This is a genomic window from Veillonella rogosae JCM 15642 (genome assembly GCF_002959775.1).
Classification (GTDB): Bacteria; Bacillota; Negativicutes; order Veillonellales; family Veillonellaceae; genus Veillonella; species Veillonella rogosae.
In genome coordinates, this window is record NZ_PPCX01000006.1 from 1 (window position 1) to 24206 (window position 24206).

Sequence of the window (24206 nt, forward strand, 5' to 3'; positions counted from 1 at the left end):
AGGCAAATCCGTAGCTCTAAAAGCTGAGATGTGATGACGAGTTACTAGCAATAGTAACGAAGTGATTGATCCTACACTGTCGAGAAAAGCTTCTAGGTAGAGACACATCGCCCGTACCAAAACCGACACAGGTAGGCGGGGAGAGAATCCTAAGGTGCGCGGGAAAACCCTCGTTAAGGAACTCGGCAAAATGCCTCCGTAACTTCGGGAAAAGGAGGACTCATGTAGTGTGAAGAGCAGCAACGCATGGAGCATGAATGAGTGGCACAAGAGAGGCGCAAGCGACTGTTTACCACAAACACAGGTGCCTGCTAAAGCGAAAGCTGACGTATAGGTGCTGACACCTGCCCGGTGCTGGAAGGTTAAGAGGAGGGGTTAGACTTCGGTCGAAGCTCTGAATTGAAGCCCCAGTAAACGGCGGCCGTAACTATAACGGTCCTAAGGTAGCGAAATTCCTTGTCGGGTAAGTTCCGACCCGCACGAAAGGTGTAACGACTTGCGCACTGTCTCAACGAGGGACCCGGTGAAATTGAAGTACCTGTGAAGATGCAGGTTACCCGCGACTGGACAGAAAGACCCCATGGAGCTTTACTGCAACCTAAGATTGAACTTAGTTAATGAATGTACAGGATAGGTGGGAGACGTAGAATCTAGGACGCCAGTTTTAGAGGAGTCACTGTTGGGATACCACCCTTTCATTAATTGATTTCTAACGGGCCGAGTAACGACCGGCCGGACAGTCTTAGGCGGGCAGTTTGACTGGGGCGGTCGCCTCCTAAAGAGTAACGGAGGCGCCCAAAGGTTCCCTCAGAGCGGACGGAAATCGCTCGAAGAGTGTAAAGGCAGAAGGGAGCTTGACTGCGAGACGGACAGGTCGAGCAGGGACGAAAGTCGGGCTTAGTGATCCGGTGGTGCCGAGTGGAAGGGCCATCGCTCAACGGATAAAAGCTACCCTGGGGATAACAGGCTAATCTCTCCCAAGAGTCCATATCGACGGGGAGGTTTGGCACCTCGATGTCGGCTCATCACATCCTGGGGCTGAAGTAGGTCCCAAGGGTTCGGCTGTTCGCCGATTAAAGTGGTACGTGAGCTGGGTTCAGAACGTCGTGAGACAGTTCGGTCCCTATCCATCGCGGGCGCAAGAAACTTGAAGGGGGCTGCTCCTAGTACGAGAGGACCGGAGTGGACGAACCGCTGGTGTACCAATTATCCTGCCAAGGGTACAGTTGGGTAGCTACGTTCGGGACGGATAAACGCTGAAAGCATCTAAGCGTGAAACCAGCCTTGAGATGAGGTTTCTCATAGCATAAGCTAGTAAGATCCCATGTAGACGACATGGTTGATAGGCCAGGTGTGGAAGAGCCGTGAGGTTTGGAGCTGACTGGTACTAATAGATCGAGGGCTTTACTTAAACAAAACATTAAGCAGAAATGTGCAACAAATATATATACTTCTATGTGGTTTTCAGAGTACAAACTCTGACAGATTCAGTGGCGATGGCTATGAGGATCCACCTGTTCCCATCTCGAACACAGTAGTTAAGCTCATAAACGCCGAAAGTACTTGGCTGGAGACGGCCTGGGAGGATAGGAAGCCGCTGATTAACAAAAAGAAAAAGGTCTACCTAAAGGTAGGCCTTTTTCTTTTTGCTAGTCTTCGACTAGCTTACCCTGCTAGAGCCGTCTCCAGCCAAGGTTGTACAAGTATTATCTATGGATAGTAATCTATGGGACGGCGTGGGAAGGGTAGGGTGTGAGGCCACAGAGGAGTAAAACGACGCATGGGGCCCACACATCACCTTCGACGAAGCCCTATGGTTTATTTTGTACATTGGCATAATGCATTATACATCACCATGGGCGAGTGTGATAGGAAGCCGCGTCTAATGGTAGGAGGTCAACTACATCTAAACGATGCCGCGGTGCGTAGCACCTATGGTATCGAACCGTATAGCAGCTGAGAAATTTAGATTTATGTAAATAAACTAGTTTTAAGTGACAACTTAGTTCGTAGCACCTATGGTATCGCATATAAAAAGAAATTTAGTAAGATCATAAACAGATAAATATATCTTCTATTGTAGTAATTATATAAAATATAAAAGCCCTATAAGCTAGTTAATAACAGCTTATAGGGCTCATTTTTATTCCTATCAATTTAATACAAAATTAATTTATATACAAAAAAGAGCCGCCGAAGCGACTCTAGTTTTATTATTCTACACCAACCATTACGCTAGTGGATTTGATAACAGCTACAACTTCTTTGCCAACTGCTAAGTCTAATTCTTTAACGGATTGAACTGTAATATCAGCTGTAAGAATGTTATCGTTACCTACATTAATCTTTACAATTGCGTTTACAGCACCTTCTTGAACTTCAACGATTGTACCTTTTAATTGGTTTCTTGCGCTTAATTTCATGAAATACTCCTTATAAAAAAATATACAATACAAAGCTTTATTATTTTATCATTATACAAAAAAAATAACCATGATATATATCACATCTCGGAAATTTTATGCATGGAGCGGGCGAAGGGAATCGAACCCTCCTCTCAAGCTTGGGAAGCTCGCATTCTACCGATGAACTACGCCCGCATGATGTACATATTGTATCATATAAAAGTTGATATGAATAGATGATAAACTTCATAATATAATATTTATATAGACTATATTCATGTATACATTAAACTGCATTGATTATTTTCGAAATATTGTGTTATCATTAATATATAAAGATTATACGTACTTTTCGTATATTAAATAATAGAATAGAGGGGTGCTTAATGAACTATATAAAAGCATTTTTCCAATCAGAGTCTGCAGGTGGGATATCGCTCCTGTCCGCGGCTATTTTAGGTGTGCTCGTTGCTAATTCACCAATGGCTGATCAGTACTTTGCTACTATGCAAATACATCTTGGTCCTATGACTATATTAGAATGGGTAAATGACGCATTAATGGCGTTATTTTTCCTATATGTTGGTATAGAGATTAAGAAGGAAATGATTTCTGGCGAGCTAGATACTAAGCATAAACGAGTACTTCCTGTATTAGCTGCATTTGCAGGTGTTTTTACTCCAGCTATAGTATATTACTTTGCCGCTGGGTATATGCCAGAGTTTAGACATGGTTGGGGGATTCCAACTGCTACAGATATCGCATTTGCTATAGGCGTTATTACAATGCTTGGTAATATGGTATCTCCAGCGATGAAAGCTTTCTTAGCTGCTTTAGCTGTTATTGATGATTTAATTGCTATAGTAGTTATTGCTCTCTTTTATGGAGCTGGCGTCAATTTTATGGATTTAATAGCTGCAGCTGCGGTAACAGGTTTACTGGTATATACTAATAAACAAGGCTATTTACGACCATTACCGTATTGTGTACTTGGTTTAGTTCTTTGGTATCTTGTTTTAAAATCTGGTGTTCATGCTACTATTGCTGGTGTTGTACTAGCCATGACGATTCCATTTAAAGGTGAAGTTTTGGATAAAGTAGTATATCCAATGGAGGAATGGGCTCATGCCTTAAAAAATTGGGTAAACTTCTTTATTATTCCACTATTTAGTTTCTTGAATGCTGGTGTATCTTTTGCTGATTTCTCTATGGAAAACTTATTCCATCCAGTGATTATAGGTGTTTCATTAGGTTTAATTTTAGGTAAACAATTAGGCATATTCTCTGCCGTGTATATTTTGGTTCAATCTAAAGCGATTAAAATGCCAACTAATACGACATGGCCTGAGATTTATGGCACAGCTATTTTATGTGGTATCGGCTTTACTATGAGTCTTTTTGTTGCGACATTGGCTTTCCCACCGGGTATAACTCAAGAAATGGCTAAGGTAGGTATCTTTATAGGTTCTATTGTAGCTGGTTTACTAGGTGCAGTTGTTCTAACTTTAGCTTACCAAATACGCAAGATGCGTGGTAAAATTTAATAAGGTAATCTTTTTGAAAGTATAGAAAGGATTCAAATGGAACGCATATTTGTACTCTTACGTTCTCCAGGTGCAGCTACGTCTGTATTATTAGGAGCAACAGTACTCGCTTTAATTTTAGCGAACTCTCCATCATCTGAACAATACTTCCAGATTGTTAATCACCATATCGGTAATTTAACAATTCTTGAATGGGTTAATGATGCTTTGATGGCCATATTCTTCTTATTTGTAGGACTCGAAGTTAAGCGTGAGTTTGTAGCCGGTGAGCTTAATACGAATGCCAAGCGCGTAATGCCTGGTATTGCTGCTTTGTTCGGTGTTCTTACACCAGCTTTTATTTATTACTTAATCGCAGGTTTTGATCCCGAATATATTCATGGGTGGGCTATACCGACGGCTACAGATATTGCATTCTCTATCGGTATCATCTCTGCATTAGGTTCTCGAGTGCCGAACTCTATGAAGGTATTTTTAACAGCTCTTGCTGTTATTGATGATTTAATAGCTATTATTGTAATTGCCATTTTCTATGCTGCAAGTATACAAACATTTTATTTAGTAGCTGCAGCGGTAGTTGTAGGTGCGTTAATTTACTGTAACAAACAAGGCTATGTAAGACCATTACCATATATCATTTTAGGTTTTATACTTTGGTATTGTGTATTAAAATCTGGTCTACATGCTACCATGGCGGGTGTAATCTTAGCCATGACAATTCCTGAAAAAGGTAAATGTGGACATAAATACGTTCGTCCAATGCAACATTGGGAACATCTACTATCTAACTGGGTTAGTTTCCTAATCGTACCAATCTTTGCCTTCTTTAATGCAGGTGTAGATTTACGTAATGTAACTATTAATGACTTATCGCATCCGGTAGTACTTGGTGTAGCATTAGGTCTTATCCTTGGTAAACAACTTGGTATCTTCGGAGCCGTATTTGCTATGGTAAAATGTGGTCTTGTGCCAATGCCAACAGAAGCAAATTGGAAACATGTATATGGTACTGCTATTGTATGTGGTATCGGTTTCACAATGAGTATCTTCGTATCTATTTTGGCATTTGCTCCAGGACATGCTCAAGAGATGGCTAAAGGTGGCGTAATTTTAGGCTCCTTAATCTCTGCCGTACTTGGCTATGTATTCTTACGAATTGTTGGTGCAAATCGTAAGGAATGCCATATCGGTGTATATCATAACTGCTAAAATTAAATAAATGTATTAAATCTCCATTGTAGTCTGAACAGTATTTCAAATTTAGAAGAATAATTCTAAATGAAAATTTTATCAGTATGCAGTGGAGATTTTTCATTGTTACCCTATATTCTTATGATATATATGTGATACACCTTTGAGATCTTTATTAATAGCTTAATATATATGAATTTTTGATATTGGTAAAGAATCTATGGTTTATAAATTATTTAAAACTATATAGTATACTACTTGTTGTAAGGTGAGGTGTATATGGTAAAGAAAATAATTATTGCATGTACGCTTGTTTGTATGACTACAATGGTATCTTCTGTATCATTGGCGAAAACGATTGATAAGGGACAACGGGGGCACCATGTAAGTAAGGTCCAAACAATGTTAAAACATCAAGGGTTTTTGCATGATTCTGTAGATGGCATTTATGGTCATAACACAGAACAGGCCGTACGAAAATTTCAAAAGTCTAAGGGGCTTGCCGTAGATGGGCGAGTTGGTCCTGCAACAATGAATGCTTTAGAAAAGATGGAGACTCGATATGGTGGTCATGGTACAGCATTAAGTCATGATGGTGTGCCGAATAAATACTCTCGAGTATTAACTATGCAGGCTAGTGCTTACTCTTCTCAAGATCCTGGCAATGGAAATTATACGGCTACGGGCAGTCGCTTGAAAAAAGGGATTGTATCTGTGGATCCTAGATTGATTCCATTGGGCACAAGGCTATACGTTGAGGGCTATGGCTATGCTGTAGCTGATGATGTAGGTGGTGCTATTAAAGGTCATCGCATTGACTTGGCATATGATTCTCGCTCTGAAGCATTGCAGTTTGGTCGTCAAACTGTAAAGGTATACGTCTTATAATCAAAGCTCTCTAGTATATTATTCTAAGATAGGTTCAATCGACTTATCTCAAGATATATGTACTAGAGAGTTTTTTCTTTTACCGAATTATGATGTTATCGAAAACTCGAATATTCGGAGATTATGGTATAATAAATAATAGATATATGGGAGGATAACTCATCATTTTTAATAAATGGGTGTATTCAATAGTTATATGATAAATGGTAAAGGAAAGTCTATGGATAAAGTACGGCGCGTGGAACGAATGGTGGCAATGACCAAATTGTTAGTTGATTCACCGCAAAAATTGATTCCTTTGAATTATTTTTGTGACTTCTTTGGCATGGCGAAATCTACAGTTAGTGAAGATTTAACCTGTGTAAGACAGTCTATGGAACACTTTCAACTGGGAACATTAGAAACGGTAGCCGGTGTAGCTGGTGGGGTGCGATTTATTCCTCATCGTAAAGGCTCTCAAGCAAATGATATTTTACGAGATGTACAAGCTCGTTTAAAGGAGACGGATCGTATTATTCCTGGCGGTTTTATTTATATGTCTGATATTCTCTACGACTGGCATGTGATGACTCGCCTTGGGGAAATTATTATGACTCGCTTTATGGACCGCAATCCAGATTATATTTTGACTGTAGAAACGAAGGGGATTCCGTTAGCTGTTATGGTAGCTAGAGCGTTTAATAAACCTCTCGTTATTGCTCGTCGTGATAGTAAGGTTACTGAAGGGTCTGCTATTAGTATTAACTATGTAACTGGCTCCTCTGGGCGTATTCAAACTATGACGCTTACTAAACGTGCTATTCCACCGAATGCTAGGGTTTTGATTATCGATGACTTTATGAAAGCTGGAGGTACAGCAAAAGGTCTTAAAGAACTTGTACTTGAAATGAGTGGTATTGTAGTTGGTACGGGTGTTCTTGTAGCAACGGCAGAGCCAAATCCAAAGTTAATCGATGATTATGAATCACTATTTACCTTCTATGGTATCGATGAAAATACAAAGAAAATAAGTATTGAACCAGTATTTGATGAAGAGTAAAGATAAATATTAATATTAAGCACATTATAGGCTAGTATAATATTTTTATATTGACTATTGGTTAATAGGTTAAAAAATGTAATTAATATTAAAATGTCAGACATATAAGAGATAATAGATAGGAGATTACTATGAATATTGCAAGCCTTATTTTAGCTGCTGGTAAGGGTACGCGCATGAAGTCTAAATTGCCAAAGGTATTGCACAAGGTTGGCGGCAAAGCTATGGTAGAGCGCGTTCTTGAAACAGTTCAGTCAATCGGTACAAACCGCGATGTGGTTATCGTAGGTTTTGGTGGTGATGCGGTACAAAATTATTTAGGTGATCGCGCTGAATTCGTTCGCCAAGAAGAGCAAAATGGCACAGGGCATGCCGTAAAAATGGCTCAGCCAGTGCTTGGTGATTATGATGGTACAATCTTATTATTGTGTGGTGATACTCCACTCGTTACAAAGGAAAGCTTAGAAGCTCTTTTAGAGGAGCATAAAAACTCTGGTGCAGCTGCTACGATTTTAACAGCACATATGCCTGACCCAACTGGTTATGGTCGCATTATTCGTAATGAAGTAGGTTCCGTAGTTCGCATTGTAGAACAAAAAGATGGTAAACCAGAGGAATTAGCCGTTCAAGAAGTAAATACTGGTATGTACGCTTTTGATAGCAAAAAATTATGGCCTTGCTTAGATCAACTATCTGACGATAATGCGCAAGGTGAATTGTATATCACAGATGTAGTAGGTATTCTCGTAAATGGTGGCGATACTGTAAGCGCTTATATGACTAAAGACTTTGAAGAGTCTCTAGGCGTAAACTCTCGCTTGCAATTAGCTGAAGCTGAGTCTATTTTAAAACACCGTAAAAATGTTGAATTAATGACAGCCGGTGTAACAATTATTGATCCAGCAAATACTTACGTAGCTCCAGAGGTAACAGTAGGGGCGGATACAATCTTGCATCCTGGTACAATCCTTGAAGGAGATACTGTCATTGGTGAGCGTTGTGAAATTGGTCCACATACTCGTTTGACAAATGTGAAAGTTGGTAACGATACGATTATTCACTTTACCTATGGTCATGACTGTGAAGTAAAAGATGGTGTAGATGTAGGTCCATATGTTCACTTGCGTCCGAATACAGTACTGGGTAATAAGGTTCATGTAGGCAACTTTGTAGAGGTTAAAAACTCCAACGTCGGTGAAGGAACTAAGTTCCCACATCTTTCCTATATCGGCGATAGCGATGTAGGCTCTGGAGTTAACATCGGATGTGGTACGATTACTGTAAACTACGATGGTAAAGTTAAACACCGTACCACAATTGGCAATGGTGCTTTTGTAGGCTGTAATAGTAACTTAGTAGCTCCTGTAACAGTAGGTAATTATAGTTATGTTGGTGCAGGCTCTACTATTACTAAAGACGTGCCAGATAAGGCTTTGGCAGTGGGCCGCAGCAAGCAAATTGTGAAAGAAAATTGGGTAACAGAGGATACTTTCAAAAAGAAATAAAAAATTTTCGTATTTTTTAACACAATTAGAGCAAAATAGTATACAATAAAAAGGCAATAGTGTGTATCTGTAATGGATGATTATGGATAAGTAACCAGTATAGGAACAAATGAAAGGGTATCAAAATGGCATTTGAAGACGGCAAAAAACTTAAGATTTTCACAGGTAATGCAAATCCAGCATTGGCAAAAGAAATTTGTGATTATTTAGGTTTGCCTTTAGGTGAAGCATTTGTAGGTCGCTTCAACAATGGCGAAGTACAAATTATGATTGATGAAAGCGTACGTGGCAAAGATGTATTTATCATTCAACCAACTAGCTATCCTGTAAACGATAATTTAATGGAATTAATGGTTATGGCTGATGCGTTAAAACGTGCTTCTGCACGCCATATTACTGCTGTAGTTCCTTACTACGGTTATGCTCGCCAAGACCGCAAAACTCGTGGTCGTGAGCCTATTACAGCTAAATTAGTAGCTAATTTGATGCAAACATCCGGTATTACACGTCTTGTAACAATTGACTTACATGCAGGTCAAATTCAAGGCTTCTTTGATGTGCCTGTAGATCATTTATATGGTGCATCCATATTGGCTAAATATATTAATGAAAAAAATCTTGAAGATGTTATCGTTGTTTCACCAGACCTTGGTGGCGTAACACGTGCTCGTGACTTGGCTGACCGTATTGGTGCACCAATCGCAATTATCGAGAAAAAACGTCCTGAACCAGGCGTTGCTAAAGTTATGAACCTCATTGGCGACGTAAAAGGTAAAAACTGTATTATCGTTGATGATATCGTAGATACAGCTGGTTCCCTTGTAGAGGGTGCGAAAGCTTTGGAAGAGTTTGGTGCTAAATCTGTAACAGCGGCTGTTACTCATGCCGTATTAACAGATCCTGCTAGCGAACGCATTGCGAACTCTAACATTAAAGAGCTTATCGTTACAAATACAATACCATTACCAGAAAATTGTAAATTGGAAAATGTTACACAATTGTCTGTTGCTCCATTGTTGGGCGAAGCAATTATGCGTATCTTCCATGAAGTATCTGTAAGTAATTTGTTCGACAAATAATAGGTGATTCTTGAAATTAGTAGTAGGCCTTGGTAATCCAGGCAAGCAATATGAAAAGACAAAACATAATATTGGATTTATGGTTGTCGATGCCATCGCGGATAGTGTTCCTCACACTCCTTGGAGAGAGGAACAACGGGCAGAGGTGTGCAGCATTACCGTAAATGGTGAAAAAGTATTGCTTGTAAAGCCTCAAACTTTTATGAATGCAAGTGGTGACTCTGTAGGACCGTTGATGCGGTATTATAAGATTGATCCATCTGATGTGTATTGCATTTATGATGATATGGATTTACCAGTAGGTAAATTGCGTATTCGACCAAATGGAAGTTCTGGCGGTCACAATGGTATTAAGTCTTTAATATCTCATTTGGGAACAGAGAATTTCCCGCGCTTCCGCGTAGGCATAGGTCGTCCGTTACCACAGTGGACTGTCATAGATCATGTGTTAGCACCATTTAGTGAAGAGTCACAAGAGAAGGTACAAAAGGGTATTAAGGATACAGTAAAAGCTGTATTAGGTACCTTAGAAGTGGGTATCGATAAGGGGATGAACCAATTCAATCCTAAACGTCGTCCACATCGATAAATACATGCATAAGGGCATGAGTCTCATAGAGATTCATGCCTTTTTTACGAGGTATATATGAGTAAGCAAGAAAAAATGCCTTTTGTAGAGGCCTTAGAAGCATATAAAGAACAACATTTTGTGCCCTTTCATACACCAGGTCATAAAATTGGTGTTGAAGCGCCTCAACGACTAAAAAATTGGATGGGACCTGCTTTGCCATATGATTTAGGTGTTATGTATGCCTTAGATGACTTACATGAACCAGAAGGGGCATTAAAGGAAGCACAAGACTTAACAGCTGAGTTATATGGTGCTGATCACTGTTGGTTTTCCATCAATGGCACTACGGCCTTGATCGAAGCTATGATTATGGGGACTGTAGGTCCCGATGAAACGATTATCATTCCTCGAGAAGCACATCGTTCCGTTATTAGTGGATTAGTGTTATCTGGTGCGAAGCCTGTCTATATGGATTGCCAATTTGATGATCGGTGGGGTATCCCTCTAGGTGTATCAGTGGAGGATGCTGTTAAAACGATGGATGCTCATCCAGAGGCTAAGGCGATTCTCTTAGTGTATCCAAACTATTATGGTGTAGGTGTAGATATTGTAAAGATTGTAAAAGAAGCGCATAAACGAGAGATGATTGTTCTTGTTGATGAAGCGCACGGACCTCATTTACCATTTTCAGAAAATTTACCTGTTGAAGCCATTGCAGCAGGTGCAGACTTAGTGGCACAAAGTACGCATAAATCGGTAGGTTCTTTGACGCAAACCTCTTGGCTATTAGGCCAAGGCGAAAGAATTAATAAACGTCGTATTACACAAATGCATCAAATGCTACAAAGTACGAGTCCCAATTATATTTTCCTTGCCTCCTTAGATATGGCGCGTTATCAATTAGCCACCGAAGGTAAGGCGCTAATAAGTCGAACCGTAGAATTGAGCCTATATTTACGGAATGAGTTGCATAAGATTTCTGGTGTCACAACTATGGAATATAGGGATATTCAAGAGCGAGTGGCTAACTATGATTGTACTAAGGTCCTTATCGATGTAAAAGGATTAGGTCTTACCGGTGTTGTTTTTGAACGAATGTTGAGAAAACAACGTATTGAGGTAGAACTAGTGCAAGCTCATCATGTACTAGTACTCATTACAATTGGCGATACTAAGGCATCTGTAGATGCTTTAATTAAGGCTGTAAAAACTGTAAGTGATGAAGTACTAAATGGTTCATATACAACTGACCATAGCTTAGACGGTAATTTTAATGTGCTTAGTAAAGATTCAGCTCTATTACCTGAGCCAGTCGTTCGTGTAACACCTCGCAATGCTATGTATGCTCATCGTGAGCAGGTTCCGTTACGTGAAGCATTACATCGTATTGCTGGGGAGACAATAGCTTATTATCCCCCAGGGATTCCTTGTGTAGCCGTAGGTGAAGTGATTAGTGAGTCTGTGTTACAATATATAGAGAATCGAAAGGCTCTAGGTTACGTGCCGAATGGAGCCGATGATATGACATTAGAAACAATCTGGGTGTTACAGGAGTAATTATGGGGACTTTAATCATATTAGAAGGCGGAGATGGTAGTGGCAAAGCTACGCAAACTAAACTATTAGTAGAACGCTTAATCAAGGAAGGACATGCAGTTAAATCTGTAAGCTTCCCAAACTATGATAGCGGCGCTGCTATGCCTATTAAAATGTATTTAGCCGGTGAATTTGGTAAAGATGTACATGATGTAAACCCTTATGTGGCAAGTTCCATGTATGCCATAGATCGCTTTGCATCCTTTAGAACTGATTGGGAAGAGTTCTATAAAAATGGGGGCATTATTATTGCAGATCGCTATACGACGTCTAATATGGTGCACCAAATGGTAAAATACGATGATCAGAAGGAACGTACTGCATTTTTGAATTGGCTTGAAGACTTTGAATTTAAAAAGTTTGGATTGCCTACACCTGATGCGGTATGTCTGTTAGATATGCCTCTTGAAGTGAGTGAAGCCCTTATGGCGGAGCGTACTGGCAAAACGGGAGGCAGTACAGGTGATATTCACGAAGGAAATCATCAATACTTAGTAGCTGTTCACGATGCCTATGAAGAGTTAGTAGAACGCTACCAATGGCACCGCATCCCTTGTGCTAGTAAAGATGAATTTAGTCAGTATACGTTGCGCACCATTGAAGAAATTCATAACGATGTATATCAAGCAGTAGTAAATCTACTGCCTTAGGATAGGGCGGCTCTTTTAAAAGTCGCCTTTTTCTTATATAATATTAATATTGAGCATGTATTGATAGGAGGGGCTATGACATATTTTGATTCTATAATTGGTCAAGATTCGATCAAGGCACACCTATCGGAACTTGTAAATCGCAATGCATTACCACATAGCCTTTTATTTTATGGTGAAGCAGGTCTTGGCAAGCTAGATATGGCCATAGGTCTTGCGTCTCTATTATTGGGGCGCCAAGTATTTTCTCAACCTAAGGGGACAGCTTATTTAGAGGCTGTTAAAGAAGCACGTCTTGCCAATGGTGAGACCGAAAAACGCATCGAAGCAGAAGGTTTGCCTATCTATATGGATAAGGGTGATGCCTTTTGGATTCGTCCTATGAAGACGACCTTAAGGGTGGAACAGTGGTATTCATTATTGCAAGATCATCTGTCAGTAGCAGGTAATGGTAACCGCGTTGTCATTGTGGAGGACTTTCATACGGCAAATGCAGTTATGGCAAATGCCATGCTTAAAACCATTGAAGAGCCGCCTGAACAGGTGTATTTCATCATAATTACGAACAAGATTAACACTGTGTTACCAACTATCATTTCTAGATGTATGGGCGTTGGCTTTAATAGTGTTGATGTAGATACGATTCGAAAGGCTCTTGTAGCTCGTGGAATCACTGGTGATATGGAGCAGGCTTTGTTAGCAGGTCATGGTAATCCACAGTTAGTGGAGAAACTAGCTACTCAAGGTCGCATTGAAATGCTAGAGTTAGCAGTTAAAGTGATGGATATCCTCGCCTTTGAAACGAGATGGTTTTCTATGATTTCGCTAGCTTGTGAAAGCTTACCTCGTGAAAGTCTAACCGAGTTAATGCACTGGCTACGTCTTGTAAGTAGAGATATGATGGCTCTTAAAATGGGGGCCCAAGACGCACAATTACAAGTACCAATGTACAAAACTCAATTATTACGATTATTACCGCGCTGGTCTATGCAAGCACTGTCAGAGGTTATTACCGAAACATTGCAAGCAGAACGGGCTTTGCGCTTACACATAAAAACCGCTCTCGTGGTGGACGGTCTCAGTATCGCCCTTCATGATGCTCGGGAGGAGGATTAAATGCTAACCATAGTTGGCGTACGCTTTAAAAAGGCAGGTAAGATTTATTATTTTCTGCCTGAACAATTAGAATTATCTGTTGGAGATGGGGTTATCGTTGAAACGGCACGTGGCGTTGAATACGGTACGGTTGTGATTGGACCAAAAGAGGTCTTTGAAGATGCTGTTGTAGCCCCTGTTAAGCCTGTTATTAGAAAGGCAACTCCAAAGGATTTGAAACAAATCGAGAAAAATAAAGAGCGCGAAGAAAAAGCCTTTGAAATTTGTCTCGAAAAAATTGGAAAACGTAAGTTACCGATGAAGCTCATCAATGTGGAATACACATTCGATATGAATAAAATTATATTTTTCTTTACTGCGGAGGGTCGTATCGACTTCCGTGAGCTAGTTAAGGATTTAGCAACAGTATTTAGAACTCGCATCGAGTTGCGTCAAGTAGGCGTCCGTGATGAGGCTAAGGTTTTAAATGGTATTGGCGCTTGTGGTCGACCTTTATGTTGCTCTAACTTCTTAGGTGACTTCACACCTGTATCGATTCGAATGGCTAAGGACCAAAATTTGAGTCTGAATCCTACAAAAATTTCAGGTGTATGCGGTCGTTTAATGTGCTGTCTTAACTACGAAGATGACTTATATAAAAAAGGTGGCGACCTATATGTGAAGAAGGAACGCCCTCAAGCTCCTCAAGAGGTTGCACCTCCAGGGATTGGTAAAGAGGTTGTAACTGATGAAGGTATTGGTAAGGTCTTAAAGGTAAATCACCATAAACATACGGTGAAGGTACAGCTAGAAGCTGGCCGTACTATTGATTTGAAATGGTCCGAGGTGGCATTGCCTGATGAATGATCAAGAACGACTTGATGATTTAATTATAGATGGCTTACAGATTTATCAACGTTCTGATATGTTTCGCTTTTCCTTTGATGCTATAGCACTCATTCACTTTTGTCGTTTTAATAGTCGTCATGCTTATGTTGATTTTGGAACGGGAACAGGTGTTATGCCGCTCATAGGGACGTCTTTAGGGGCGAGGCATATAACGGGCATAGATATCAACGAAACTCTTATTGAGTTAGCTCAGCGCAGTGTTGAGCACAATAGTAAACAAGATGTAGTAAAGATGTTGTGCGGCGATTATCGCCATATGTCTTACCGAGATATACAAGATAAGCCCTTTGATGGTGTTATTGTAAATCCCCCTTTTTATGATTCTGAAAGTGGTGCAAAGCCTACGTCTGAAGAGCGGGCTTTGGCACTTCATGATGGACATACAACATTGGATGAGGTTTTGAAAGCTGTACAGTCCTTTATTAAGTGTAAAGGGCGCTTGTGGATGATTTATAGTGCTAGTCGCTTACAATATGTGCTACATGAATTAGAAGTAGCCAACTTTCAAGCTAAGCGAATTCGATTTATTCACGGTATGATAGATAAACCAGCGAAACTTGTGCTAATCGAAGCTATCTATCAAGGTCGGGCTGGACTTGTATTAGAGCCGCCACTTATTGTTTACGAGAATCCTAATGTGTACACGAAGGAGGTGTCCTCTTGGTATGAGCGATAACGAATGGGGCACCTTATATTTGGTGCCTACACCGATAGGTAATTTAGAAGATATGACGTATCGTGCAGTTCGCATCCTAGGTGAAGTCGATGCTATCGCCGCAGAGGATACGCGCCATACAGGCATATTATTAAAACACTTTGATATTAAGAAACCTTTGATTTCTTATCATGAACATAATAAGGAAGAAAAGGGTTCTTATATTATTGAGCTTTTATTAGAGGGACAGTCTATTGCTTGTGTTAGTGATGCGGGTATGCCAGCTATATCTGATCCAGGGGCTGATCTAGTAACAAAAGCGATTGAAGAAGGCATAACGGTAGTGCCATTACCCGGTGCAAATGCGGCGTTAACAGCGCTAATTGCATCCGGATTAGATACGAAATCCTTTACCTTTGCAGGATTTTTACCTAAACGGGGTAAACATCGGATTGAAGAGTTACAACGACTTTCACAGGCGACGGGAACCTTGATGTTTTACGAAGCCCCCCATCGATTGCAGGAGGTCTTACAAGATATGTATGAAGCCTTTGGCAATCGTTCTATTACGGTGGCAAGGGAGTTGACTAAGAAGTTTGAAACCTTTGTGCGCACCGATTTGGAAAGTCTTGTAAATGATTTAGAACAGCTCACCTATAAAGGGGAATTCGTCCTCATCGTAGGTGGTGCTGATACAGTGGAATCTGACGGTAATGAAGTATCAGATGAACCAGTATCTTATGTAGATGCTGTACAAGCCCTTGTAGAAACAGGGGTACCTAAAAAAGAAGCAATTCGCCAGGTGGCAAAGCGATTTAACGTTTCCCGCCGGGATGTATATAATATTGTAGAACGTTAAACCTTCCCATTCGAAGGTTAGAAGGAGACTCATCATGGGAGACACAAAAAAAACGTATTATATTACGACACCTATTTATTATCCAAGTGCTAAGTTGCACATTGGACATACGTACTGTACATCTGTAGCTGATACAATCGCTCGATTCAAGCGTTTGGCTGGTTATGATGTCCGTTTCTTGACTGGTTCTGATGAACATGGTCAAAAAATTCAACGTGCTGCAGAAGCGCAAGGTATTACACCTCTTGAATACACTACGAATATCGTAAATGGCTTTAAAACATTGTGGGAGAAGATGCATATCTCTAACGATGACTTCATTCGTACTACTGATGAACGCCATGAAAAGGTAGTGCAAGAGCTCTTTACAAAAGCTTATGAAAAAGGCGATATTTACAAGGCTGAATATGAAGGTTGGTACTGTACACCATGCGAAACATTCTGGACTGAGCAAAAACTTGGTGAAAACCACACATGCCCAGATTGCGGTCGCCCTGTAGAAAAAGTAAAAGAAGAGAGCTATTTCTTTAAACTCGCTAAATATGCAGATCAATGGTTGAAATTTATCGAAGAAAATCCTGATTTTATCCAACCTGAATCCCGTCGTAACGAGATGATTCAATTCGTAAAACAAGGTTTAGAAGATTTGGCTGTATCTCGTACATCCTTTGACTGGGGTATCAAAGTGCCATTCGACCCTAAACATGTTGTGTATGTTTGGTTCGATGCATTGGTTAACTATATTAGTGCCCTTGCTCCATTTGATGGGGATGGCGAATTATACAAAAAATATTGGCCTGCAGATCTTCATTTAGTAGGTAAGGAAATCGTTCGCTTCCATACTATTATTTGGCCTATGATGCTCATGAGCCTTGAGTTGCCATTACCTAAAAAGGTATTTGGTCACGGCTGGATGATCGTTGATGGTACAAAGATGAGTAAATCTTTGGGCAATGTTATTGACCCAATCCCATTGATTGATACCTACGGTGCAGATTCTTTACGTTATTACTTATTAAGTGAAATCACGCTTGGCAATGATGGTAACTTCACATTGCCTAATTTCGTTACAAAGATCAACGCAGACTTATCTAATGATTTAGGTAACTTATTGAACCGCACTATTGCTATGATTGAAAAATACCATGGTGGTGTAATTACTAAATGCGATGATATGGACGATTTAGATCGCGACGTATCTGCATTAGCAGTTCAAACTGTGAAAGATTTTGAAGCATCTATGGAAAACATGGAACTTAACAAGGGAATTAAAGCTGTATGGGCTCTCATCGGTCGCATGAATAAATACATCGATGAAACAATGCCTTGGGTATTAGCTAAATCTGAAGATGCTAACGATAAAGCTCGTCTTCAATCTGCTATGTATCACTTAGCAGAGGCATTGCGCATCATTGCTATCTTAGTAAGCCCTGTTATCCCTGTAGGTGCTCCAAAAATCTGGGATCAATTAGGTCTTGTAGGTTTTGCTGAGGCTACATTAGAAGACGCTAAAACGTGGGGTGCATTGCCAACAGGTACAAAAGTTGTGAAAGGTGAACCTATTTACCCACGTTTTGAAATCCCTGAAATGATAGAAGCTACTCCAGCAGAAGCTGAAGAGACTGTAGATACATCTAATATTCCACCATTAAAAGAAAATATTACGTACGATGACTTCGAGAAACTCGATCTTCGAGTAGCAAAAGTGGTTAGCTGTGAAAAAGTGCCTAAATCCAAAAAGCTATTGAAATTTGTATTGGATATCGGTATTGAAGAACGCACAGTACTAAGTGGTATTTCACAATATTACGAGCCTGAAGCTATGGTTGGTAAAAAGGTAATTTATTTATCTAACTTGGCTCCTAAGAAGATGATGGGCATCGAGTCTTATGGCATGATTTTGTCCGCATCTGATTGGGAAGAACATTTAGAGGTAACAAATATCGAATCTTTACCAGCAGGAAGTGTGGTTAAATAATGAAACTCTTTGATACACATGCTCATGTGAATGACGGCCGTTTTGATAATGACCGTGATGAGATGTTACAAGCTTGCTTTGATGCTGGCGTAGAATACATTATGATTCCAGGAGTAGATAGAGGTACTGTTGAATCAGGACTAGCTTTAGCAAAACAGTATGATCGTTTATATGCTGCTGTAGGCACACATCCTCATGAGTCTAATGATTTTACAGAAGAAGATTACGAGTTCTATAAGGAGCAAGCACTCAATAACGATAAGGTTCGCGCTATCGGTGAAATTGGTTTAGATTATTACTATGATTTCTCTGATCGTGAAACACAAAGACGCGTATTCATTCGTCAGTTGGAGTTAGCTCGTGAAGTAGAGTTGCCAATTATTATTCATGATCGCGATGCGCATGGTGATATTATGAATATCTTGCGCAATGAAGGGAAGGATAATTGGGGCATTTTCCACTGTTACTCCGGTAGCTGGGAAATGGCTAAGGAAGCTATTAAATTAGGCTTCTATATTTCCTTTGCCGGCCCTGTAGTATTCCCTAAGTCTACTAATATTAAGGAAGTAGCTCGCCAAGTATCCTTAGATAGAATACTTATTGAAACAGATTCACCATATTTGACGCCACCTCCATTTAGAGGACGTCGCAACGATCCTAGCAAAACTCAATTTGTGGCAGAGGAAATTGCACGTTTAAAAGGTATCGATGTAGATGAGTTCTGTGAAATTACTTTCAATAATGGTAAACGAGTGTTTGGCATCGAGTAGCTATAGACTAGTAGACAATATTTCTAACGCACTACATATAAGCTAAATTCTCACGGTCGTAGCTTTGGAATAGAGATTAAAACTATATAGAAATATAAATTATAAAACGCGATTCTCCCTTTGCGGTGAGAATCGCGTTTTTCTATGGTATACTAAAGTATATTCATACTGAACACGTAGTAGGATGAGGGTAGTAGGATGAAACGTATTGCATTTATAGATTTAGGTTCTAACTCTGTTCGATTTGTCATTTATGAGATTTCAAAAACAGGTAGCTATAGACTGATATATCAAGAAAAAAATAGTGTGCGCCTCAGTGAAAATATGTGGGGCACACAGAAACTAACAAATGAGGCAATGGAACGTTCCTTGCGTTCTTTGAAAGCCTTTGTTCATATGGCGGAAGCTATGGATGTTGATACGATTAAAGCTGTTGCTACGGCTGCCGTACGCCTTGCTAAAAATGGCGATATATTTATAAAGACTGTAAAAGAACAAACAGGCCTAGATTTAGAATGCATTGCAGGTGAAGAAGAGGCTCGATTAGGCTTTCTTGGTGTCATCAATACCATTGGACTCAAAGACTTTATTATCTTTGACTTAGGTGGGGCAAGTACGGAGGTAACCCTAGTACGAGATCGTCATATTGCAGAGGTTATAAGTTTGCCAATTGGTGCACTTACCTTGACAGGCACGTATCAAAAGGGGGAGGAGTATACCCCTAAAGAGCTTGAAAAAATGACCAAAGCAGTGAGGAAAGTAATTAAAGAACATACTTGGCTTCGCAATGTAAAATTACCACTCCTTGGCATTGGTGGTACAGCACGTAATATAGCTAAAATGGATCAACGAAAGTTATCGTATCCTATTACAAAACTCCATAACTATGAAATACCATATCATCGATTCCACGAAATTTTCGAAGATGTAAAAGGTAAATCTTTAGAGGAGCGTAAAAAGATAAGTGGCTTGTCTTCAGATCGTGCAGATATCATTATCGCAGGCCTTACCATTGTGGAAGAATTATTTAACTACGTAAATACTAAAACTCTCGTTGTTGGTGGTTGTGGTTTACGTGAAGGTTTATTCTATGACTACTATGGAACACATTATTTAGGTGGAAATCCTATTATCGATGATATATTAGTTCATTCTGCTGAAAATGTACTGTTAGGCATGACTAAACATGAGCTAGTACACGCCAAATATATTACTGGTTTAGCTACAACCTTATTTGATGAATTAGAGTCACTTCATAAAGCAGATAAGAACGCAAGAAGATGCTTAATTACGGCTGGCCTACTTCATGATATAGGTAAACGGGTTAATTACTATAGCCACGCACGTCATGGTTGTTACATGCTCGTAAATAGTAATTTATATGGCATTTCTCACGTAGAACAAGCTTTTAGTGCTTTCTTAGTTATGAACTCCCATGGATTGACACCTAAAGAGTATAAAAACTTCTTATATGGTAAATTATTAGATCAAGATCAACGCTCATTAGGTCAAAAATTATCTATTATCTTAGCCTTGGCTGAGGCTCTCGATGAAAGTCATGAACAATTTATTCGACGATTAGAGATAGCTATTAAATATACTAGTGTGGCCTTAAAGGTACACTATTTAGAAGGCCACGATGTGAGCGTTACGAAAGCGGCTGTTGAAAAATTAGCAAAATCTTTCAAAAAAGAATTCAAAAAAGAGTTAGAAATAGAGTGGATGGAGGCTCGTAAGGAGGCATAATGGCATTACCAAAAGCATTACGATATGCAGTATTACATGTGGGCTCCAGTAGTATGAGCATTACTATTGTAGAATATAGGGACATCGATGATGTACGTATTATCGATCATGCGGCGCGAGAAGTAACCTTTGGAGAGGAATTATTTCAAACGTCTCGCTTAAGCTTTAAAACGATAGAAGAAATCTGTCATATTTTAAAAGGTTACAAGCAATTAATGGCAGATTATGGTGTAACTCGTTCTAGATTATATGGGACAACCGTAATTCGTGAGGCTGCTAATCGTCGTAGTATTCTAGATCAAATCTACATCCAAACAGGTATGCGTGTTGACGTTATCGACATGCCAAAAGAGGTATATTACAAATATGCCCTGTTATACTATAAGATGACGAATCAGTATCGATTGACAGATCCTACCAAGGCGACATTATTCCTTGATATTACATCTGGTGGTGTAGGTTTAACAGTATGGCGTGGTGAAAGTTTATTATTCCAACGCAATATGCATAGTGGTTCCTTGCGCGTTATGGAATCTTTTAACCGTAACCAACGTTCTTCTACGTCGTTTCCTATGGCGATTACCGAATACTTGCATCGCATGATTGGCCCATTGCGTGAGGAACTTCAAACTTTCAATATTAATAGTGTCATTTTATCTGGTGATGAAGCTCAATATATGGCACGTCTCATGGGGGATGAAAGTAATAAGGACGATATTATTACTATTGAACCTGAACGATTTAAAGGCCTCATTAACTCCTTTGATGGTGTAACGGCTACCAAGTTGATAAACCGCTATAAATTGCCTGAGTATAAGGCTAATATTTTGATGCCTACCATGATTTTGTTTAATGAAATCATAACTGCTATAGAGCCAAAATCGTTAATTTTTAGTAGTTTTTCTTTCTCTCAAGGGATTAGTTGGTTCTACGGAGTTGAAGCGGAAAATAACCCATTTATGTATCAACTGCGAGAGCAAAACGCTCAATTAGCTCGCGCTGTTGCAGAGAGATATCATACCGATAGCATTCACGATGCTGAGGTAGAACGATTTAGTTCATTATTCTGTAAAACATTACGGCATAAAGGTTTACCAGAGCGGTGGGGCTATTTATGTCGTATAGCCGCTATCCTTTGCTCTGTAGGTAAATTTGTAAATTTGCGGAATCATGGGGAGCATGCCTATCATATCGTGATGGGTACAGATATTTTTGGACTTTCAGAAGAAGAAAAACAAGTAGTGGCCAATGTTGTATATTATCACTACAAAGGCACACCATCTGATGACGATGCTTACTTTAATGCACTAACTGAATTGCAAAAGATTCAAGTGACAAAGTTAGTAGCTGTCATTCGCGTAGCTTGTGCCCTTGATGCGGGCAGTAATCAAAAGATTTCAGATGTTACCTTAGAGGAGCGGGATAATGTATTATATGTATTCTGCCGGACTAATGAAGATATCTCTTTAGAATGGTGGACATTTATAGGTGACTCTGAATATTTTACAGAAGTCTTTGGTATGGAAATAAAGTTAGTAAGAGGAGGTGACCGCCATGTTCAGTAATGCAAAATACTATTTTAACCGTGAACTATCTTGGTTAAAGTTTAATCAGCGTGTACTATTAGAATCGATAGATAGCAATACGCCTTTATTAGAACGGTTACGCTTTATTGCTATCGCTAGCTCAAATTTAGACGAGTTCTTTATGATTCGAGTGGCTGGTCTACGACATCAAGTGGTGAATGGCATCATTAAATATGATGCTGCGCATATGGATGCAAAGGCACAATTAAAGGCCATTGATGAGTCTGTACAACGACTCGTTTCTATGCAAAGTACATATTTAAACAATGTGCTCACTGAACTTGAAAACCACGGTTTCTTCTTTACTAAACCGGATCAGCTCGATGTAAAATCAAAAGTTTGGTTACGTCATTACTTTGAGGAACATATCTATCCTGTTGTAACGCCATTAGCCGTTGACTCTGGACATCCGTTTCCGTTTTTAACAAATCATACTATCAATGCTATTGTGCGTATCTTTCAAATACTACCGGATGGAACAAAGGATTATAAGATTGCTATCTTGCCTATTCCATCTGTACTAGATCGTATTATTGAAATCCCAAGTAGAGGTAATAAAGAACATCGGTTTGTTTACTTAGAGGATGTTATTACCTACTATGCAAACCAATTCTTCCAAGGTTACGGCATTGAAGATTATATGGTATTCCGTATCACTCGTGATGCGGACTTAGAAATCGATGAAGAAGAGGCAACGGATTTACTATCGGAGGTAGAGGAATCCTTGCGTCGTCGTCGTCGTGGTGATGCGGTGCGCTTAGAAGTATGTGGGGATGTGAAAGACCACTTGCTTGACTTTGTCCTTACAAGTGTTGAGCTTGAACAAAAGGATGTATATCGTATTGATGGTCACTTGGACTGTCGTATGTACTTTGATTTTTGCAACTATCCTGGATTAGATGAACTGCGGTACGAGCCTTTTGACTCCAAGATTCCTAGTGAATTAGTTGATCATGAAGGTGAAAGTCTGTTCTCTATAATTGGTAAACAAGATCTTTTTGTTCATCATCCTTTTGAATCTTTTACTGTAGTTGAACAGTTTATTGCTCAAGCTGCAGTTGATCCTGATGTGCTTGCCATTAAACAAACCTTGTATCGCGTAAGTGGTGATTCTCCAATTATTGCATCCTTAATTAAGGCTGCAGATAATGGAAAACAAGTTACCGTTCTTATGGAGGTTAAGGCTCGTTTTGATGAAGAAAATAACATTCAAATGGCCCGTCGCCTTGAAAAAGCCGGCTGTCATGTAATTTATGGGTTGAAAGGTCTTAAAACACACTCTAAAATCACTATGGTGGTCCGTAGAGAAAATGATGGCATAAGGCGTTATGTTCATCTTGCTACAGGTAACTATAATGGCAAAACTGCTCGTGTCTATACGGACTGTGGTATATTTACGTGTAATGATGAATATGGTGACGATGCATCTCGCTTCTTCAATTTGATTTCTGGCTATTCTGATCCACCAATTTGGAATAAATTTATCGTAGCGCCCTTAAATTTACGGGAAAAAATTATAGAATTGATTGATCGTGAAATTGAATTGGCTAAAAAAGGGGAGGATGCTTATATCATCGCTAAGATGAACTCCTTACTTGATAAAAACGTTATTGCCAAGCTATATGAAGCGTCTACTGCAGGTGTTCGTATCGAGCTCATCGTTCGTGGTATTTGTACACTTCGTCCTGGTATTGCCGGTGTAAGTGATAATATTACGGTTCGCTCCATAGTAGGTCGTTTCTTAGAACATCATCGTTTATTTTATTTCCGTAATGGTGGTAATGAAAGTCTGTATTTATCTAGCGCAGACTGGATGCCTCGTAATTTAAATGAACGTGTAGAGCTCATGGTTCCGATTGAAGATAAGCGTCATAAAGAACGTGTGAAGGGCATATTGGATCTTTATTTGGAAGATACCTTAAAAGCTCATATTATGAGAGCTGATGGTTCCTATCGCAAGATTAATGATCGAGAGTATCCAATTTCTGCTCAAGAAGAGCTTATGAAAGCAGCTATTGAGAATGAACGTAAGGAGTCGATGACCGTCATCGAACGTCTACAACCAATGCTGAAAATGAATAAGTAATGAAATTTGACTTATAGATGGTATTATGAATTTTAATACAACTATGTAGTACGA

Annotated in this window: 19 protein-coding genes, 1 tRNA gene and 2 rRNA genes; 20 read left to right on the forward strand and 2 right to left on the reverse strand. The window is 39.6% G+C overall.

Going from position 1 to position 24206, the window contains the following annotated elements:
* Positions 1–1412: ribosomal RNA gene (locus VRHSUH09_RS02975) — 23S ribosomal RNA — on the forward strand; the annotation flags it as partial.
* A 74-nt stretch (positions 1413–1486) separates the two neighbouring features.
* A 5S ribosomal RNA gene (gene rrf, locus VRHSUH09_RS02980) occupies positions 1487–1603 on the forward strand.
* A 610-nt stretch (positions 1604–2213) separates the two neighbouring features.
* Here rrf and VRHSUH09_RS02985 read toward each other — a convergent pair.
* Together VRHSUH09_RS02985 and VRHSUH09_RS02990 are read right to left on the reverse strand one after the other, a co-directional pair.
* Complete coding sequence (locus tag VRHSUH09_RS02985) at positions 2214–2423, reverse strand: TOBE domain-containing protein (protein WP_054747658.1); 210 nt, start codon at positions 2421–2423, stop codon at positions 2214–2216.
* Positions 2424–2526: 103 nt separating this feature from the next.
* Positions 2527–2600: transfer RNA gene (locus VRHSUH09_RS02990), tRNA-Gly, on the reverse strand.
* A gap of 191 nt (positions 2601–2791) precedes the next feature.
* Here VRHSUH09_RS02990 and nhaA (VRHSUH09_RS02995) point away from each other — a divergent pair.
* From nhaA (VRHSUH09_RS02995) to ppk1, 18 genes are all read left to right on the forward strand, one after another.
* The gene (gene nhaA / locus VRHSUH09_RS02995) at positions 2792–3949 is read left to right on the forward strand and encodes a Na+/H+ antiporter NhaA (RefSeq protein ID WP_105081333.1); all 1158 of its coding nucleotides are present in this window, start codon (positions 2792–2794) and stop codon (positions 3947–3949) included.
* A gap of 36 nt (positions 3950–3985) precedes the next feature.
* Positions 3986–5158 (forward strand): Na+/H+ antiporter NhaA, encoded by a 1173-nt coding sequence (gene nhaA, locus VRHSUH09_RS03000; RefSeq protein WP_105081334.1) that lies wholly within the window; start codon positions 3986–3988, stop codon positions 5156–5158.
* 261 nt (positions 5159–5419) lie between these two features.
* On the forward strand, positions 5420–6028 hold the full coding sequence (locus tag VRHSUH09_RS03005) for a peptidoglycan-binding protein (protein ID WP_105081335.1): 609 nt from the start codon (positions 5420–5422) through the stop codon (positions 6026–6028).
* A 220-nt stretch (positions 6029–6248) separates the two neighbouring features.
* Positions 6249–7067: a pur operon repressor gene (purR, locus tag VRHSUH09_RS03010; protein WP_105081385.1), complete on the forward strand. Its 819-nt coding sequence runs from the start codon at positions 6249–6251 to the stop codon at positions 7065–7067.
* Between the two features lie 131 nt (positions 7068–7198).
* The gene (gene glmU / locus VRHSUH09_RS03015; RefSeq protein WP_105081336.1) at positions 7199–8572 is read left to right on the forward strand and encodes a bifunctional UDP-N-acetylglucosamine diphosphorylase/glucosamine-1-phosphate N-acetyltransferase GlmU; all 1374 of its coding nucleotides are present in this window, start codon (positions 7199–7201) and stop codon (positions 8570–8572) included.
* A gap of 125 nt (positions 8573–8697) precedes the next feature.
* Positions 8698–9651 (forward strand): ribose-phosphate diphosphokinase, encoded by a 954-nt coding sequence (locus VRHSUH09_RS03020; protein ID WP_054747662.1) that lies wholly within the window; start codon positions 8698–8700, stop codon positions 9649–9651.
* A 10-nt stretch (positions 9652–9661) separates the two neighbouring features.
* Positions 9662–10240: an aminoacyl-tRNA hydrolase gene (gene pth, locus VRHSUH09_RS03025; RefSeq protein ID WP_105081337.1), complete on the forward strand. Its 579-nt coding sequence runs from the start codon at positions 9662–9664 to the stop codon at positions 10238–10240.
* Between the two features lie 57 nt (positions 10241–10297).
* Positions 10298–11779, forward strand: coding sequence for an aminotransferase class I/II-fold pyridoxal phosphate-dependent enzyme (locus VRHSUH09_RS03030; protein WP_105081338.1), 1482 nt, complete (start codon positions 10298–10300; stop codon positions 11777–11779).
* Between the two features lie 2 nt (positions 11780–11781).
* The gene (locus VRHSUH09_RS03035) at positions 11782–12468 is read left to right on the forward strand and encodes a dTMP kinase (protein ID WP_105081339.1); all 687 of its coding nucleotides are present in this window, start codon (positions 11782–11784) and stop codon (positions 12466–12468) included.
* A 75-nt stretch (positions 12469–12543) separates the two neighbouring features.
* On the forward strand, positions 12544–13584 hold the full coding sequence (locus VRHSUH09_RS03040; RefSeq protein WP_105081340.1) for a DNA polymerase III subunit: 1041 nt from the start codon (positions 12544–12546) through the stop codon (positions 13582–13584).
* Positions 13585–14430 carry a PSP1 domain-containing protein gene (locus VRHSUH09_RS03045; RefSeq protein ID WP_105081341.1) on the forward strand — a complete coding sequence of 282 codons (846 nt, stop codon included), beginning with the start codon at positions 13585–13587 and terminating at the stop codon, positions 14428–14430.
* Positions 14423–15148 carry a tRNA1(Val) (adenine(37)-N6)-methyltransferase gene (locus VRHSUH09_RS03050; protein WP_105081342.1) on the forward strand — a complete coding sequence of 242 codons (726 nt, stop codon included), beginning with the start codon at positions 14423–14425 and terminating at the stop codon, positions 15146–15148. The genes VRHSUH09_RS03045 and VRHSUH09_RS03050 overlap by 8 nt, the downstream gene beginning before the upstream one ends.
* Positions 15138–15986, forward strand: a complete 849-nt coding sequence (rsmI, locus tag VRHSUH09_RS03055) for a 16S rRNA (cytidine(1402)-2'-O)-methyltransferase (protein ID WP_105081343.1) — start codon at positions 15138–15140, stop codon at positions 15984–15986. The genes VRHSUH09_RS03050 and rsmI overlap by 11 nt, the downstream gene beginning before the upstream one ends.
* Before the next feature lie 34 nt (positions 15987–16020).
* Positions 16021–17964, forward strand: a complete 1944-nt coding sequence (gene metG / locus VRHSUH09_RS03060) for a methionine--tRNA ligase (protein ID WP_105081344.1) — start codon at positions 16021–16023, stop codon at positions 17962–17964.
* Positions 17964–18734 carry a TatD family hydrolase gene (locus VRHSUH09_RS03065; RefSeq protein WP_054747670.1) on the forward strand — a complete coding sequence of 257 codons (771 nt, stop codon included), beginning with the start codon at positions 17964–17966 and terminating at the stop codon, positions 18732–18734. The genes metG and VRHSUH09_RS03065 overlap by 1 nt, the downstream gene beginning before the upstream one ends.
* 198 nt (positions 18735–18932) lie before the next feature.
* Positions 18933–20480 carry a Ppx/GppA phosphatase family protein gene (locus VRHSUH09_RS03070; protein ID WP_105081345.1) on the forward strand — a complete coding sequence of 516 codons (1548 nt, stop codon included), beginning with the start codon at positions 18933–18935 and terminating at the stop codon, positions 20478–20480.
* Positions 20480–22045, forward strand: a complete 1566-nt coding sequence (locus VRHSUH09_RS03075; protein WP_105081346.1) for a Ppx/GppA phosphatase family protein — start codon at positions 20480–20482, stop codon at positions 22043–22045. Before VRHSUH09_RS03070 ends, VRHSUH09_RS03075 begins: the two co-directional genes overlap by 1 nt.
* A complete protein-coding gene (ppk1, locus tag VRHSUH09_RS03080) occupies positions 22035–24152 on the forward strand; it encodes a polyphosphate kinase 1 (RefSeq protein ID WP_105081347.1) in 2118 nt (705 codons plus the stop codon). Before VRHSUH09_RS03075 ends, ppk1 begins: the two co-directional genes overlap by 11 nt.
* The last annotated feature ends 54 nt before the right edge of the window (positions 24153–24206 follow it).

Coding starts and splice junctions, on each gene's coding strand:
- VRHSUH09_RS02985 (WP_054747658.1), bottom strand. CDS start 2,423: ATGAAATTAAGCGCAAGAAACCAATTAAAAGGTACAATCGTTGAAGTT.
- nhaA (WP_105081333.1), top strand. CDS start 2,792: ATGAACTATATAAAAGCATTTTTCCAATCAGAGTCTGCAGGTGGGATA.
- nhaA (WP_105081334.1), top strand. CDS start 3,986: ATGGAACGCATATTTGTACTCTTACGTTCTCCAGGTGCAGCTACGTCT.
- VRHSUH09_RS03005 (WP_105081335.1), top strand. CDS start 5,420: ATGGTAAAGAAAATAATTATTGCATGTACGCTTGTTTGTATGACTACA.
- purR (WP_105081385.1), top strand. CDS start 6,249: ATGGATAAAGTACGGCGCGTGGAACGAATGGTGGCAATGACCAAATTG.
- glmU (WP_105081336.1), top strand. CDS start 7,199: ATGAATATTGCAAGCCTTATTTTAGCTGCTGGTAAGGGTACGCGCATG.
- VRHSUH09_RS03020 (WP_054747662.1), top strand. CDS start 8,698: ATGGCATTTGAAGACGGCAAAAAACTTAAGATTTTCACAGGTAATGCA.
- VRHSUH09_RS03030 (WP_105081338.1), top strand. CDS start 10,298: ATGAGTAAGCAAGAAAAAATGCCTTTTGTAGAGGCCTTAGAAGCATAT.
- VRHSUH09_RS03035 (WP_105081339.1), top strand. CDS start 11,782: ATGGGGACTTTAATCATATTAGAAGGCGGAGATGGTAGTGGCAAAGCT.
- VRHSUH09_RS03040 (WP_105081340.1), top strand. CDS start 12,544: ATGACATATTTTGATTCTATAATTGGTCAAGATTCGATCAAGGCACAC.
- VRHSUH09_RS03045 (WP_105081341.1), top strand. CDS start 13,585: ATGCTAACCATAGTTGGCGTACGCTTTAAAAAGGCAGGTAAGATTTAT.
- VRHSUH09_RS03050 (WP_105081342.1), top strand. CDS start 14,423: ATGAATGATCAAGAACGACTTGATGATTTAATTATAGATGGCTTACAG.
- rsmI (WP_105081343.1), top strand. CDS start 15,138: ATGAGCGATAACGAATGGGGCACCTTATATTTGGTGCCTACACCGATA.
- metG (WP_105081344.1), top strand. CDS start 16,021: ATGGGAGACACAAAAAAAACGTATTATATTACGACACCTATTTATTAT.
- VRHSUH09_RS03065 (WP_054747670.1), top strand. CDS start 17,964: ATGAAACTCTTTGATACACATGCTCATGTGAATGACGGCCGTTTTGAT.
- VRHSUH09_RS03070 (WP_105081345.1), top strand. CDS start 18,933: ATGAAACGTATTGCATTTATAGATTTAGGTTCTAACTCTGTTCGATTT.
- VRHSUH09_RS03075 (WP_105081346.1), top strand. CDS start 20,480: ATGGCATTACCAAAAGCATTACGATATGCAGTATTACATGTGGGCTCC.
- ppk1 (WP_105081347.1), top strand. CDS start 22,035: ATGTTCAGTAATGCAAAATACTATTTTAACCGTGAACTATCTTGGTTA.